Origin of the sequence: Enterobacter sp. 148H3 (assembly GCF_034107425.1) — a bacterium.
Classification (GTDB): Bacteria; Pseudomonadota; Gammaproteobacteria; order Enterobacterales; family Enterobacteriaceae; genus Enterobacter; species Enterobacter vonholyi.
The window spans coordinates 41,632-56,569 of sequence record NZ_JAWNEI010000015.1; the positions used below are offsets into that span (position 1 = coordinate 41,632).

Annotated in this window: 15 protein-coding genes; 7 read left to right on the forward strand and 8 right to left on the reverse strand. The window is 55.9% G+C overall.

Annotation, left to right across the window (positions count from 1 at the left end):
• Positions 1 to 13: 13 nt before the first annotated feature.
• Entirely contained in the window at positions 14 to 1,387 is a 1,374-nt protein-coding gene (gene cpxA / locus USH94_RS18920) for an envelope stress sensor histidine kinase CpxA (protein WP_045329509.1), read from the reverse strand.
• Entirely contained in the window at positions 1,384 to 2,082 is a 699-nt protein-coding gene (gene cpxR / locus USH94_RS18925; protein WP_006179159.1) for an envelope stress response regulator transcription factor CpxR, read from the reverse strand. Before cpxR ends, cpxA begins: the two co-directional genes overlap by 4 nt.
• Positions 2,083 to 2,233: 151 nt before the next feature.
• Between cpxR and cpxP the strand changes: the two genes are divergently transcribed.
• The 6 genes from cpxP to USH94_RS18955 all read left to right on the forward strand — a co-directional run bounded on the left by cpxP (position 2,234) and on the right by USH94_RS18955 (position 8,351).
• Complete coding sequence (gene cpxP, locus USH94_RS18930) at positions 2,234 to 2,740, forward strand: cell-envelope stress modulator CpxP (RefSeq protein WP_111963954.1); 507 nt, start codon at positions 2,234 to 2,236, stop codon at positions 2,738 to 2,740.
• Between the two features lie 152 nt (positions 2,741 to 2,892).
• Positions 2,893 to 3,786 carry a CDF family cation-efflux transporter FieF gene (gene fieF, locus USH94_RS18935; RefSeq protein WP_023309697.1) on the forward strand — a complete coding sequence of 298 codons (894 nt, stop codon included), beginning with the start codon at positions 2,893 to 2,895 and terminating at the stop codon, positions 3,784 to 3,786.
• Between the two features lie 174 nt (positions 3,787 to 3,960).
• The gene (pfkA, locus tag USH94_RS18940) at positions 3,961 to 4,923 is read left to right on the forward strand and encodes a 6-phosphofructokinase (RefSeq protein WP_023309696.1); all 963 of its coding nucleotides are present in this window, start codon (positions 3,961 to 3,963) and stop codon (positions 4,921 to 4,923) included.
• A 209-nt stretch (positions 4,924 to 5,132) separates the two neighbouring features.
• Positions 5,133 to 6,122 (forward strand): sulfate ABC transporter substrate-binding protein, encoded by a 990-nt coding sequence (locus USH94_RS18945; RefSeq protein WP_111963955.1) that lies wholly within the window; start codon positions 5,133 to 5,135, stop codon positions 6,120 to 6,122.
• Positions 6,123 to 6,229: 107 nt separating this feature from the next.
• On the forward strand, positions 6,230 to 6,973 hold the full coding sequence (locus USH94_RS18950) for a CDP-diacylglycerol diphosphatase (RefSeq protein WP_111963956.1): 744 nt from the start codon (positions 6,230 to 6,232) through the stop codon (positions 6,971 to 6,973).
• Between the two features lie 73 nt (positions 6,974 to 7,046).
• Positions 7,047 to 8,351, forward strand: coding sequence for an SLC13 family permease (locus USH94_RS18955; protein WP_111963957.1), 1,305 nt, complete (start codon positions 7,047 to 7,049; stop codon positions 8,349 to 8,351).
• Between the two features lie 81 nt (positions 8,352 to 8,432).
• Here USH94_RS18955 and tpiA read toward each other — a convergent pair whose 3' ends face one another.
• Both tpiA and USH94_RS18965 read right to left on the reverse strand, forming a co-directional pair.
• Positions 8,433 to 9,200: a triose-phosphate isomerase gene (gene tpiA, locus USH94_RS18960; protein ID WP_003862019.1), complete on the reverse strand. Its 768-nt coding sequence runs from the start codon at positions 9,198 to 9,200 to the stop codon at positions 8,433 to 8,435.
• A gap of 111 nt (positions 9,201 to 9,311) precedes the next feature.
• Positions 9,312 to 9,908 carry a DUF1454 family protein gene (locus USH94_RS18965; protein ID WP_111963958.1) on the reverse strand — a complete coding sequence of 199 codons (597 nt, stop codon included), beginning with the start codon at positions 9,906 to 9,908 and terminating at the stop codon, positions 9,312 to 9,314.
• 112 nt (positions 9,909 to 10,020) lie between these two features.
• Here USH94_RS18965 and USH94_RS18970 point away from each other — a divergent pair, with 112 nt between their 5' ends.
• Positions 10,021 to 10,440 (forward strand): DUF805 domain-containing protein, encoded by a 420-nt coding sequence (locus USH94_RS18970; protein ID WP_023293600.1) that lies wholly within the window; start codon positions 10,021 to 10,023, stop codon positions 10,438 to 10,440.
• On the opposite strand, the gene fpr is transcribed toward USH94_RS18970, so the two are convergent.
• The 4 genes from fpr to USH94_RS18990 all read right to left on the reverse strand — a co-directional run bounded on the left by fpr (position 10,441) and on the right by USH94_RS18990 (position 14,784).
• Positions 10,441 to 11,187, reverse strand: coding sequence for a ferredoxin--NADP(+) reductase (gene fpr, locus USH94_RS18975; RefSeq protein ID WP_111963959.1), 747 nt, complete (start codon positions 11,185 to 11,187; stop codon positions 10,441 to 10,443).
• A 96-nt stretch (positions 11,188 to 11,283) separates the two neighbouring features.
• Positions 11,284 to 12,294, reverse strand: coding sequence for a class II fructose-bisphosphatase (glpX, locus tag USH94_RS18980; RefSeq protein ID WP_111963960.1), 1,011 nt, complete (start codon positions 12,292 to 12,294; stop codon positions 11,284 to 11,286).
• Between the two features lie 114 nt (positions 12,295 to 12,408).
• Positions 12,409 to 13,917: a glycerol kinase GlpK gene (gene glpK / locus USH94_RS18985; protein ID WP_023309688.1), complete on the reverse strand. Its 1,509-nt coding sequence runs from the start codon at positions 13,915 to 13,917 to the stop codon at positions 12,409 to 12,411.
• A gap of 21 nt (positions 13,918 to 13,938) precedes the next feature.
• Positions 13,939 to 14,784 (reverse strand): MIP/aquaporin family protein, encoded by an 846-nt coding sequence (locus USH94_RS18990; protein ID WP_047174104.1) that lies wholly within the window; start codon positions 14,782 to 14,784, stop codon positions 13,939 to 13,941.
• Positions 14,785 to 14,938: the final 154 nt, after the last annotated feature.

Consider the following 14,938-nt stretch of genomic DNA (forward strand, 5'->3'; position numbering starts at 1 on the left):
TAGGGTGAGGGGGTTACGAACGCTTGTACAATGGTAGCCACAGCGTTAACCGTAGCCCACCCAGCGGGCTGTCGTCGGCTTTGACCCAGCCGCGGTGCTGTTGCATGGCGGTTTCCACAATCGCCAGACCCAGCCCCGTGCCGCCGGATTCCCGGTCGCGCGCCTCATCGGTACGATAGAACGGACGGAAAATCTGCTCGCGATCTTCCGGGCTGACGCCAGGACCGTCGTCGTCGACAATGACGGTGATCCCGTCTTTATCCACCGAGAACGCCACCTCAATCTTAGTATGCGAGTAGCGCAGGGCATTACGCACGATATTCTCCAGCGCGCTTTCCAGCGCGTTGGGGTTACCGTAGAGCGGCCACGGGCCCGGCGGGAAGTTGACGGTGAAGGATTTGCCCATCTGCTCTGCTTCGAATGCCGCGTTGTCCAGCACCTCGTGCCAGAGGTGATTCGCTTTCACCGTTTCGCTAACCAGCGCGTTTTTCTGCTGATTGCGGGACATGACCAGCAGATCGTTAATCATGCTGTCCAGGCGGTGAGCTTCGGTTTCGATACGTTCCAGCTCTTTGCTTTCCCCGCTGCGACGGCGCAGCAGCGCGGTGCCAAGCTGTAAGCGCGTAAGCGGGGTACGCAGCTCGTGCGAGATATCCGACAGCAGGCGCTGCTGTGCGGTCATCATGCGATCGAGAGCGCTCACCATCTGGTTAAAACTGGTCCCGGCGGCAAGGAACTCCTGCGGTCCGGCTTCCAGTTCAGGGTGTTGTCGCAGGTTACCCTGTGCCACCTCATCGGCGGCGTTCTTCAGCTTACGTGCCGGTTTTGCCAGGCTCCACGCCAGCCACAACAGCAGCGGCGAGCTGACCAGCATGGTGACAATCAGCAGCAGGAGAGGGCGGTCAAACAGCAGGTTGATGAAGTCGGACTGAGAGCTGCTTGCGGGGCGAATCAGGTAGAGCTGGTAATTATCCTCTCCGTCCCTGACGGAGAAAGGCCCCACCATCTCTACGCGGCCATATTTCTTCTTCTGGGGATGATCGGCGTTATCCGCCTGGCCAATGAAGTTGCGGATAATCTGCATTTCATTACGATCGGCACCAATGACGCGGCCTTCGCTGGTCACCAGCAGCAGGCGTTGTCCGGGCGGGGCCCACTTGTCGATAGCGCGAAACAGCCTGCGCCACCACATTAAATCGTTCGGCGGATCGTTTGCCAGCTCGGCTTCAACATGTTGCTCGATCATCACGCCCTGACGTTGCTCGCTGTCGAGAAGCTCCGTCATCTGGCGTGAGTCGAGTTTTGGCAACATCAGTACGAGCATTAAAACCAGTGCCAGCGTCAGCCAGAAGATGGCGAAGATGCGGGCGGTTAAGCTTCCTATCATGAAGCGGAAACCATCAGATAACCGCGACCACGCAGGGTTTTAAACCATGGGTGACCGTCTTTACGCTCAGGCAGCTTACGGCGCAGGTTAGAGATGTGCATGTCGATGGCGCGGTCAAACGGGGTGAGGCGTTTGCCCAGCACTTCCTGGCTTAGATGTTCACGCGAAACCACCTGGCCGAGGTGCTGCGCCAGCAGATATAGCAGGGTGAACTCCGTGCCGGTTAGTTCCAGCGTCTGGCCATCAAAGCTCGCTTCCTGACGGCCCGGGTTGAGGCTCAGGGAGTCGACTTCTAGAGTAGGTGAGCTGTTGTCGGTATTTTGCTGCTGTTCGCTCCAGTGGGAACGACGCAGGATAGCGCGAATACGGGCAACCAGTTCACGGTCATTAAACGGCTTTGGTAAATAGTCATCCGCGCCCAGCTCAAGGCCGAGTACGCGATCAAGTTCGCTGCCGCGTGCGGTCAGCATGATTACGGGAGTCTGGTGTGTCTGGCGAAGTTCTTTCAACGTATCAATACCGTTTTTCTTCGGCATCATCACGTCGAGCAAAAGTAAATCGATGCTATCGTCAAGGAGACTCAGCGCCTGCTCGCCATCATGGGCAACCAGGACGTTGAAACCTTCCATGTCGAGCAACTCCTTTAAAAGGGATGTGAGCTCTCGGTCATCATCAACTAACAGGATTTTATTCATTGTTTAAATACCTCCGAGGCAGAAATTACGACATCAAGGCTGTCTAATCCATGACTTTACGTTGTTTTACACCCCCTGACGCATGTTTGCAGCCTGAATCGTAGACTGTCTCTCGTTGAATCGCGACACGAAAGATTTTTGGGAGCAAGTGATGCGCAAAGTTACCGCTGCCGTCATGGCCTCAACGCTGGCGTTCAGTGCGTTTAGCCAGGCTGCTGAAGCTATCATCAGCGATAACAGTCCCTTACAAGAGGGCGCAACGCAGAACAGCAGCCAAAGCCATATGTTTGACGGCATAAGTTTAACCGAACATCAGCGTCAACAGATGCGAGATCTGATGCAGAGGGCAAGACACGACCAGCCCCCTGTTAATGTTAGCGAAATGGAGACAATGCATCGCCTTGTCACCGCAGAAAATTTTGATGAAAGCGCTGTGCGCGCTCAGGCCGAAAAAATGGCACAGGAACAGGTTGCCCGCCAGGTAGAGATGGCGAAGGTCCGCAACCAGATGTTCCACCTGCTAACGCCCGAGCAGCAAGCGGTTTTGAATACGAAACATCAGCAGCGAATGGACCAGCTGCGTGAGGTTGCACGGATGCAGCGAAGCTCAGAAACGACGTTTTTCAGTAGCAATAGCAGTACCCGTAGTAACCAGTAAACCCTGTTTTCCTTGCCATAGACACCATCCCTGTCTTCCCCCACATGATGTGGGGGTTTTTTTTGCCCCGCATCTCGTCTGTTAACCGTTTATTCATCCTTTGACTCCCCATGCTTCCGTTATACTAGCGGCATAACATGACAGGAGCGTTTATGAATCAATCCTATGGAAGACTGGTCAGCCGGGCCGCCATTGCGGCGACCGTCATGGCCTCCAGCCTGTTACTGATTAAAATCTTTGCGTGGTGGTATACCGGCTCGGTCAGTATTCTGGCGGCGCTGGTGGACTCGCTGATGGATATTGCCGCCTCGTTGACCAACCTGCTGGTGGTGCGTTACTCGCTGCAGCCAGCGGACGAAGAGCACACGTTTGGGCACGGCAAAGCGGAGTCGCTGGCCGCGCTGGCGCAAAGTATGTTCATTTCCGGCTCTGCGCTGTTCCTGTTTTTAACCGGCATTCAGCATCTCGTTTCGCCAACACCGATGAACGATCCCGGCGTGGGCGTCGTTGTGACGATAGTCGCGCTTATATGCACCCTTGTTCTGGTAACGTTCCAGCGCTGGGTTGTTCGCAAAACGCAAAGCCAGGCTGTACGGGCGGATATGCTTCATTATCAATCTGATGTTATGATGAATGGGGCTATTCTTATTGCGCTCGGTCTGGCCTGGTATGGCTGGCATCGCGCCGATGCGTTGTTTGCGTTAGGGATTGGTATCTATATTTTATATAGCGCCCTGCGGATGGGGTATGAAGCGGTGCAATCACTGCTTGACCGCGCCCTCCCGGACTCAGAACGTAATGAAATTTTTTCTATCGTGACCTCCTGGCCCGGCGTCAGCGGTGCACACGATCTTCGAACGCGGCAGTCAGGGCCGACCCGCTTTATACAGATTCATATTGAAATGGAAGACAACCTGCCACTGGTACAGGCTCACGTTATTGCTGAGCAGGTCGAGCAGGCGATTTTGCAGCGTTTTCCTGGTTCAGACGTCATCATTCACCAGGATCCCTGCTCGGTTGTACCCGGTCATGTTGGGCTTTCGTAATTCGTTGTAAAAAAGTGAGCCAGGCCAGCATTTTGTGTATAAATTACCGCCGTTTGGTCTGACCTGAATCAATTCAGCTGGAAGGGATTGATATACTATTTGCAGTATTCGTTGGTCGATAAGTTTCTTCCGGCAACAGATTTCAATTTTGCATTCCTAAGTTCAGAGGTAGTCATGATTAAGAAAATCGGTGTGTTGACAAGCGGCGGTGATGCGCCGGGCATGAACGCGGCAATTCGTGGTGTTGTCCGTGCAGCGCTGACGGAAGGCCTGGAAGTTTTTGGCGTTTATGACGGTTATCTGGGCCTGTATGAAGATCGTATGGTTCAGCTCGACCGCTACAGCGTGTCTGACATGATCAACCGTGGCGGTACTTTCCTCGGTTCTGCGCGCTTCCCGGAATTCCGCGACGAACACGTTCGTGAAGTGGCTATCGAAAACATGAAGAAACGTGGTCTGGACGCCCTGGTGGTTATCGGTGGTGACGGTTCCTACATGGGTGCAAAACGTCTGACCGAAATGGGTTTCCCGTGCATCGGTCTGCCTGGCACCATCGACAACGACATCAAAGGCACTGACTACACTATCGGCTTCTTTACTGCACTCGGTACCGTTGTTGAAGCGATTGACCGCCTGCGTGACACCTCGTCTTCTCACCAGCGTATCTCTATCGTTGAAGTGATGGGCCGTTACTGCGGCGACCTGACGCTGGCGGCAGCGATTGCGGGCGGTTGCGAATTTATCGTCGTGCCAGAAGTCGAATTTAGCCGTGAAGATCTGGTTGCTGAAATCAAAGCGGGCATCGCGAAGGGTAAAAAACACGCGATCGTCGCTATCACCGAGCACATCTGTGACGTTGACGAGCTGGCGAAGTACATCGAAGCCGAAACCAAACGCGAAACCCGCGCGACCGTACTGGGTCACATCCAGCGTGGCGGTTCCCCAGGCCCTTACGACCGTATTCTGGCGTCCCGTATGGGCGCGTACGCGATCGATCTGCTGCTGCAGGGCCACGGCGGCCGCTGCGTCGGTATTCAGAACGAAAAACTGGTTCACCACGACATCATCGACGCGATTGAAAACATGAAGCGTCCGTTCAAAGGTGACTGGCTGGACTGCGCGAAAAAACTGTACTGATCGGCTCTGTTGCCCGGTGGCGCTGCGCTTACCGGGCCTACAAAGGCACGACTCGTAGGCCGGGTAAGGCGTAGCCGCCACCCGGCTTTTTTATGCGTGGACGCTTTTTTATTCCACTACGTTATAGCCAATCTTTTTTTATTCTTTAATCCTCGATTCGCTTTCTGGCACGCTGCATTCATCAAAACACTACACAAGAGAGCTGGGCGATGAATAAATGGGGCGTGGGTTTAACATTATTGCTGGCATCGACCAGCGTTCTGGCTAAGGACGTTCAGTTACTAAACGTGTCATACGACCCGACGCGTGAACTGTACGAGCAATACAACAAAGCGTTTGCGGCGCACTGGAAGCAGGAAACCGGCGACAATGTCGTGGTTCGCCAGTCTCACGGAGGTTCTGGCAAGCAGGCGACCTCCGTCATCAACGGCATTGAAGCCGACGTGGTGACCCTGGCGTTGGCCTACGATGTCGACGCGATCGCCGAGCGTGGCCGCATCGACAAAAACTGGATCAAACGCCTGCCGGATAATTCCGCACCCTACACCTCGACCATCGTCTTCCTGGTGCGTAAAGGCAACCCGAAACAAATTAAAGACTGGAACGACCTGATCAAACCGGGCGTTTCTGTGATTACCCCGAACCCGAAAAGCTCCGGCGGCGCTCGCTGGAACTACCTGGGCGCATGGGGTTACGCGCTGCATCACAACAACGGCGACCAGGCCAAAGCGCAGGAGTTCGTGAAGGCGCTGTATAAAAACGTTGAGGTGCTGGACTCCGGCGCGCGTGGTGCCACCAACACCTTCGTTGAGCGCGGGATTGGCGACGTGCTGATTGCATGGGAAAACGAAGCGCTGCTGGCGACCAACGAACTGGGTAAAGACAAATTCGAGATCGTGACCCCGAGCGAATCGATTCTGGCTGAGCCGACCGTTTCCGTGGTCGATAAAGTGGTTGAGAAGAAAGATACCAAAGCGGTGGCGGAAGCTTACCTGAAGTATCTCTATTCGCCAGAGGGCCAGGAAATTGCGGCGAAAAACTTCTATCGTCCACGCGATCCGGCTGTTGCGAAGAAATACGAAAGCGTATTCCCTAAACTGAAACTCTTCACCATCGATGACGAGTTCGGCGGCTGGACGAAAGCGCAGAAAGAGCACTTCTCTAATGGCGGTACCTTCGACCAAATCAGCCAGCGCTAACCATTAGCCTGTGACACGGTGACCCGGCGTGAGAAATCCGCCGGGTTTTTTATTTGGTCATCATTTTGCGTTACTCTTTTGCCTCAATCGAAAACAGGGAACGCGTTGTGAAAAAAATTATCTTATTGATCCTCCTTGTCATCGCCCTTGCCGCTGGCGGCGTGTACTGGATGAAGGCGGGTAATCCGAATGCGTTAAGACATATCGTTCTCGACCAGTGTGTGCCGAATCAGATCCAGAATCGTAACCCGGCACCGTGTGCGCAGGTGAAAACGGATGCAGGCTATGTGATATTTAAAGACCGCAACGGGCCGCTGCAATACCTGCTGATGCCGACCTATCGCATCAACGGCACCGAGAGCCCGCTGTTGACCGAAGCGCATACGCCGAACTTTTTCTGGCTGGCGTGGCAGTCGCGCAGCTTTATGACCCTGAAGCGAGGAGCCGAGGTGCCTGACAGCGCCATTTCGCTGACGATTAACTCCCCGACAGGGCGCACGCAGAACCACTTTCATATTCATATCTCCTGCCTTCGCCCGGACGTGCGCGAGAAGCTCAACGCGGCACAGGGAGAAATCAGCACCCAGTGGCTGCCTCTTCCTGGGGGACTGGAAGGACATGAGTATCTTGCTCGTCGGGTGACGGAGAATGAACTGGTCCAGCGCAGCCCGTTTATGATGCTGGCAGAAGAGCTGCCGGAAGCGCGCGACCATATGGGGCGTTTCGCACTGGCGATGGCGCAGCAGTCTGATGGTTCGTTTGTGTTGCTGGCGACCGAGCGTAACCTGCTCACGCTTAACCGCGCGTCTGCGGAGGAACTGCAGGATCATCAATGCGCTATCCTGAAGTAACCCCACCATAAATCGCGTTTACTCGGGCTGCCTGTCACCGTAGACTTGCTGAAAAATTCTACAGGAGACAGGTATGTCGCTCTGGTCAACGTATCCTCTGCTGCTGCCCTCACTGATCGTTGGCGTCACCATCGTGCTGTGGGCGACGTCGCTATTGCCGGAATTCATCACCGCGCTGCTGTTCTTCACGGCGGCAATGACTGCGAAGATCGCCCCGCCGGAGGTCATCTTTGGCGGTTTTGCCTCGTCTGCTTTCTGGCTGGTCTTCAGCGGATTCGTGCTCGGCGTGGCGATCCGTAAAACCGGACTGGCAGACAGGGCCGCCAGGGCGCTGTCGGCAAGGCTCACCGACTCCTGGGTGTTGATGGTGGCGAGCGTGGTGCTGCTGAGCTACGCGCTGGCGTTTGTGATGCCGTCGAATATGGGACGTATTGCGCTGCTGATGCCGATTGTCGCCGCGATGGCGAAACGCGCCGGTATCTCAGACGGCTCCCGCGCGTGGTTTGGTCTGGCGCTGGCGGTAGGGTTTGGGACGTTCCAGCTTTCGGCGACGATTCTGCCTGCTAACGTCCCTAACCTGGTGATGAGCGGTGCGGCGGAAGGTTCGTACGGCATCCATCTGAACTATGTCCCTTATCTTCTGCTGCACACGCCGGTGCTGGGCGTTCTCAAAGGCCTGATTCTGATTGGCCTCATCTGCTGGCTATTTCCCGGCAGCCCAAAACCGCCTAAGGAACAGGCGCCGTCTGAGCCTATGGGGCGGGACGAAAAGCGTCTTGCCTGGCTGCTGGCGGTGGTGCTGGGGATGTGGGTGACGGAGAGCTGGCACGGCGTGGGGCCCGCGTGGACGGGGCTGGCGGCGTCGATCATCGTTATGCTGCCGCGCATTGGTTTCATTACCGGGGAAGAGTTTTCTGCGGGGGTGAATATGCGCACCTGTATCTACGTTGCCGGTATTCTGGGGCTGGCGATCGTCGTGACGCAAACCGGTATCGGAACGGCGGTGGGCGAGGCGTTGCTTCGCATTATGCCGCTGGATACAGACCGACCGTTCACCAGTTTCCTGGCGCTGACCGGTATTACCACCGCACTCAACTTCATTATGACCGCCAACGGCGTTCCGGCGCTGTATACCACTCTGGCGCAGAGTTTTTCGGACGCGACCGGTTTCCCGCTGCTGTCGGTGATCATGATTCAGGTGCTGGGTTATTCCACGCCGCTGTTGCCCTATCAGGCGTCGCCGATTGTGGTGGCGATGGGGTTAGGAAAGGTGCCTGCCAGGGCGGGGATGGTGCTTTGTCTGGCGCTGGCTATTGCAACGTATCTGGTGCTGCTGCCGCTGGATTATCTGTGGTTTAGCCTGCTGGGACGGCTGTAAAAAAGCCCGGTGGCGCTGACGCTTACCGGGCCTACAGAACCGTAGGGCGGGTTAGCGAAGCGCCACCCGCCACAAAGGCAATTACGCCTGTTTAGCTGCTTCTGCCGCTTTAACGATCACCGCGAAAGCGTCCGCTTTCAGGGATGCACCGCCAACCAGCGCGCCATCGATGTCTGGCTGGGTGAACAGCTCAGCAGCGTTGGAAGCGTTAACGGAACCGCCGTACTGGATAATCACTTGCTCAGCGACTTTGGCGTCAGCTTTCGCAATGTGGTCACGAATGAATTTGTGAACAGCCTGAGCCTGTGCAGGGGTTGCTGATTTGCCGGTACCGATCGCCCAGACTGGCTCGTAAGCGATAACCGCGCCTTCGAACGCTGCCGCGCCCTGGGTTTTCAGCACTGCGTCGATCTGACGTGCGCACACTTCTTCAGTTTTGCCCGCTTCGTTTTCTGCTTCGGTTTCACCGATGCACAGAACCGGGATCAGACCCTGCTCTTTCAGCACGGCGAATTTCTTCGCGATGAACTCGTCGGATTCTTTGTGATAGGTGCGACGCTCGGAGTGGCCGATGATGATGTATTTCGCGCCGATATCTTTCAGCATTTCAGCGGAGGTTTCACCGGTGAACGCGCCAGACAGGTTAACGTCAACGTTCTGCGCGCCCAGAATGATGTGGCTGCCGTCAGCGGCACGTTTAGCCAGATCCAGGTACATATCCGGCGGAGCGATAGCAACCGCGCAGCCGGTCACGCCAGCCAGCTCTTTACGCAGGTTCGCAACCAGTTCGTTTACCATGTGGCGGCTGCCGTTCAGTTTCCAGTTACCCATCACTAAAGGATGTCGCATTTCAATTCTCCACGCTAAATAAGCGAATTAAGGAATATGGCCACCCTGTCGGGCAGCATGGTCTGTGAATCAGTATAGAGATTTTCCCTCGAAAGGCTTTGCTTTTTGTCATTAATTCGCCCCGCCGAGAGTGTCAGATAGTGCCAGCTTAATCGGTTCAACAGCGAAGGTCAGTCCTTTTTCGCCGTTGTCCGCCACAACATAGCGGATCGCGCCTTCGGTATCGGCGTAGTAACGCTTGTTTTTCCCGGCGGTAAGGAGTTTCTGCAGCTTTTGCTGGCTTTGCTTTTTCGTCAGTGCCGGGGTAAACGCCTGCAGGACCGCGCTCATATACTCAAGCGCTTTCGCCTTAGCGGCTTTCTGCTCTGGCCCCTGTATCGGCAGCCAGGTGATTTGCATGCTTTTGATTTTTAACGTTCCGCGCTCCAGCGCCGTCGAGGCATACAAATTCTCATTAATCTTGCTTGCCGCACGAGTCAGTGTGGGGGTATCGCGGGAGCCATCAATGGCGCGAAACTCATCCAGCGGCAGCGTGGGGTTGGCCTGATTGAAGGCTTCACGAAACTGGCTGATGGACTGATCGAACGACGGGGCGCCCGCCAGCAGATACGGCGCTGTGGTGGGGGCAGTGGTTTCGGCGGCGTGCAGGGGAAAACCCGCGCTGAGCACCGCTAAACACAGGAAAAGAGAATGTGCCGAACTTTTCATCAACATTGTCCCTGGCCGTAAGTGCTCATGATTAAAACGATATCTGGTCGGCTTGTCAAAAGGTCACAACTCCAGGGTAAAATGCGCGCTATACGATAATAAGGAACCTTACATGACCATACAGCAGTGGCTGTTTTCATTCAAAGGGCGTATTGGACGCCGTGATTTCTGGATCTGGATGGTGACGTGGGTTGTCGCCATGCTGCTTCTGTTTTTCGTTGCTTACAACGCATGGCTGAGCACGCAAACGGCGGCCTTCGCGCTGGTCTGCCTGCTATGGCCAACGGCGGCTGTTGTTGTTAAACGCCTGCACGACCGCGGTCGTTCCGGCGCGTGGGCATTTCTGATTATTCTGGCGTGGATGCTGGTGGCGGGGAACTGGGCGATGCTTCCGTCCATCCTGCCGTGGGTTGTGGGCAGGCTGCTGCCTTCGGTCATCTTCGTGATGATGATTGTCGATCTGGGTGCGTTTATCGGCACCCAGAGCGAAAACAAATACGGTAAAGATACCGTTGAGGTGAAATACCGCTGATCACCAGTAGTGTTCAGCGGTCATATGGCCCGGCCGGCGGCGAAGATGTTTCGTCATCTGCCGGGTATCCTTCAGAAGCTGCTGCGTGTCGCGTACCATCTGCGGGTTGCCACACAGCATGACGTGGCTGGTTTCAGCAGTCATCGGCAAACCCACCGCCTCTTCCAGGGCTCCACTCTCAATTAACGCCGGCACGCGACCGGTAAGCGTTCCTGCTACGGTTTCACGGCTGACAACCGTCTGAATCTTTAACTTGCCGCCGTACTGCTGCTCCAGCGCCTGCATCTGCGGCAGGTAGCTCAGGTCCGCGGCGTAGCGCGCAGCGTGCACCAACACGATGTTTTTAAAGCGCTCCAGATCTTTGCCGTACTGCAAAATAGAGAGATAAGGGCCGATGGCCGTACCGGTTGCCAGCATCCAGAGCGTGTCACAATCCGGGATCTCTTCGAGTACAAAGAAGCCTGCCGCTTCACTCACAATTTGCACGTCGTCGCCGGGCTTAAGGGCGGCAAGGCGCGGGCTGAGTTTACCGTCAGGAACGGTGACCAGATAGAATTCGAGATCCGGGTTATCAGGCGCGTTAACGTAAGAGTAGGCGCGCTGCACGCGCTCTCCGTCGACATCCAGTCCCAGCTTCGCAAATTGCCCGGCTTTAAACGGGTGAACGGGAGCATGTACGGTGAGACTAAATAGCGCATCGGTCCAGAACTGTACCTTTGTGACTTTACCTGTTACCCAGTCCGCCATGATCTTCTCCTGTGCTGTTTCTCTGTTCTATCTTCCGTACTTGTGGTGACAATTTCCAGCCCGTCAGGGCCGGAAAGCTCTATCGATCAAACGGTTTTACAGAATGTGCGTCTGCACGTCCGGGTCTTTGCGGTCGAGATAGTGGATAGACTGGATGCGACGAATGGTGCGTGATTTACCGCGGATCAGCAGCGTTTCGGTGGTCGCCATATTGCCCTTGCGGGTGATGCCGTCCAGCAGATCGCCTTTGGTGATGCCGGTCGCCGAGAAGACCACGTTATCGCTACGGGCCATCTCGTCCAGCGCGAGCACTTTATTGGCCTCGATGCCCATCGCTTCGCAGCGCGCCAGCTCGTTTTCTCCGATACGGCGGTTCTCTTCGCTGTCGCCTTTCACCTCGTGGCGGGGCAGCAGACGGGCCTGCATATCGCCATCGAGCGCGCGGATCACTGCCGCAGAGACCACACCTTCCGGTGCGCCGCCGATGCCGTACAGCACGTCTACTTCGCTGTCCGGCATGCAGGTAAGGATCGAGGCGGCAACGTCACCGTCCGGAATGGCAAACACGCGCACGCCGAGCTTTTGCATCTGCGCGATGGTGGCGTCGTGGCGCGGTTTCGCCAGAATCGTCACGGTGAGTTCGCTAAGGGGTTTGCCCAGGGCTTTGGCGACGTTGTGCAGGTTCTCTTCCAGCGGCAGCCTAAGGTCGATTGCGCCTTTCGCGCCAGGACCGACAATCAGCTTTTCCATGTACATATCCGGCGCGTTAAGGAAGCAGCCTTTATCGCCCACGGCCAGCACCGCCAGGGCGTTGGCCTGACCCATTGCGGTCATGCGGGTACCTTCGATCGGGTCGACGGCAATATCCACGGCATCGCCTTTGCCGGTACCGACTTTTTCACCAATATAGAGCATTGGCGCTTCGTCGATCTCGCCTTCGCCGATCACGATGGTGCCGTCGATGTTGACCTGGTTAAGCACAATGCGCATGGCATGGACGGCTGCACCGTCTGCGGTATTTTTATCGCCACGACCCAGCCACTTATAGCCTGCAAGGGCGGCCGCTTCGGTGACGCGGGAAAACTCGATAGCTAGTTCACGTTTCATGAGGTACTCGTGCAATCAAAAGGAATTGCACGAAGTTTATCACAGAGTGGGGAGGGGTGTTTTAAGTCCCCTCTCCCCTTTGGGGAGAGGGTTAGGGTGAGGAGAAAGTATGTCTTACTCCTCGTGTTCTTCCCACGCCAGGGCGCGTTTCACCGCTTTCTTCCAGCCGCTGTAGCGGAAGTTACGCTCGGTGGTTTCGATGCCCGGGCGGAACTCGCGTTCGATAACCGCTTTTTCCTGCAGCTCGTCCAGGTTCTGCCAGAAGCCTACCGCCAGACCGGCAAGGTACGCCGCACCCAGCGCCGTCACTTCACGCACTTCAGGGCGCTCAACGCGGGTGCCCAGAATGTCGGACTGGAACTGCATCAGGAAGTTATTCGCTACCGCACCGCCGTCCACGCGCAGGGCGTGCAGACGAATGCCGGAGTCCGCCTGCATCGCTTCCAGCACGTCGCGGGTCTGGTATGCGATGGATTCCAGAGTGGCGCGAATAATGTGGTTAGAGTTCACGCCACGCGTCAGTCCGAAAATCGCGCCGCGTGCATACGGATCCCAGTAGGGTGCGCCCAGACCGGTGAATGCAGGCACCACGTACACGCCGTTGGTGTCTTTCACTTTGGTGGCGAAGTACTCGGAGTCGAATGCATCGCTGATCAGCTTCATCTCGTCACGCAGCCACTGGATAGACGCACCGGCCATGAACACAGCACCTTCCAGGGCATAGTTCACTTCGCCGCGCGGGCCGCAGGCGATGGTGGTCAGCAGACCGTTTTCTGATTTCACCGCTTTCTCACCGGTGTTCATCAGCATAAAGCAGCCGGTGCCGTAGGTATTCTTCGCCATCCCTTCCTTGACGCACAGCTGGCCGAACAGCGCCGCCTGCTGGTCACCGGCGATACCGGCAATAGGAATACGGGTGCCACCTTTACCGCCGATGTTGGTCTGGCCGTAAACCTCAGAAGACTTGCGCACTTCAGGCAGCATCGCGCGTGGGATATCCAACGCGTCCAGCATCTTGTCATCCCACTCCAGGGTGTTGATGTTGAACAGCATGGTACGCGAGGCGTTGGTGTAATCGGTGACGTGGACGCGTCCCTGGGTCATCTTCCAGATAAGCCAGGTGTCAACGGTACCGAACAGCAGCTCGCCACGTTTAGCACGCTCGCGTGAACCTTCCACGTGGTCGAGGATCCATTTCACTTTGGTGCCGGAGAAGTACGGGTCAACCACCAGGCCGGTGGCGCTGCGCACGTACTCTTCCATACCGTCGCGCTTCAGCTGTTCGCAAATCTCAGAGGTACGGCGGCACTGCCAGACGATGGCGTTGTAAATAGGTTTACCGGTTTCACGTTCCCAGACAATCGTCGTTTCACGCTGGTTAGTGATACCAATCGCGGCAATCTCGTCGGAACTGATATCGGCTTTCGCCAGCACTTCGACCAGCGTGGAGCTTTGTGACGCCCAAATCTCCATCGGGTCGTGTTCTACCCAGCCTGGACGAGGATAAATTTGCTCAAATTCGCGCTGTGACACGCTGACGATGTTCGCGTCATGATCCATTACGACAGCGCGGGAGCTGGTAGTGCCCTGGTCGAGCGCAACGATATATTTTTTTTCGGTCATGGTATGTGTCCCGTAGTCAGATTACAGCGAAGCTTTTTGTTGTGCGGTAGAAGTCGTTTCCTTCTCATCTTCCACACAGGTGTCGCACGGTAAGTGGCGACCAATTAATTTGCGGTAGCTAAAGGCACCCAGCGCAGCCCCGACAACCGGCGCAAACAGCGGCACCAGGAAGTAAGGAATGTCTTTGCCACCTGTGAAGGCGACATCGCCCCAGCCTGCGATAAAGGCGAACGCTTTTGGTCCGATATCACGTGCCGGGTTCATCGCGAAGCCGGTCAGCGGGCCCATGGATGCGCCAATTACCGCAATCAGCAGGCCAATCAGCAGGGGGGCCAGCGGGCCGCGCGGAATGCCGTTTCCGTCGTCGGTCAGCGCCAGGATAACGCCCATCAGAATAGCGGTAATCACCATTTCAACTGCGAACGCCTGCACAAAATTGATGTGCGGGTTTGGATAGGTTGAGAAGATGCCTGCCAGATCCAGACTTTCGACGCTACCGCGCACCATATGATGCGTCTGTTCGAAGTCGATGAAAAGATTGTAATAAAGCCCGTAAACTAACGCCGCTGCGCAAAACGCGCCGGCAAACTGAGAAAGAATGAAAGGTACAACTTTGCGTCCGTCGAAGCACGCGAACAGCCACAGTGCGATTGTCACCGCCGGGTTAAGATGTGCACCAGAAACCCCTGCAGTCAGGTAGATGGCCATCGCCACGCCCAGACCCCAGATGATACTGATTTCCCACTGACCAAAACTGGCACCCGCCACTTTCAGTGCAGCGACACAGCCCACTCCGAAGAATATCAACAACCCGGTACCAAGGAATTCGGCAATGCACTGGCCTTTTAAGGTTGATGTCTGACTCATAATCGGAATCCTGAAGAAATTGATGTTTATTGTTAGCATGGCCGCCCGTGACAGCCACGATGCCCTGTAGACATAGTGTTAATTTATCGTTAACGAGCAAAAACGAGAAATATCGAAATCAAAATGTGTGGTCTGTGTCAATAAAATGAGCGTT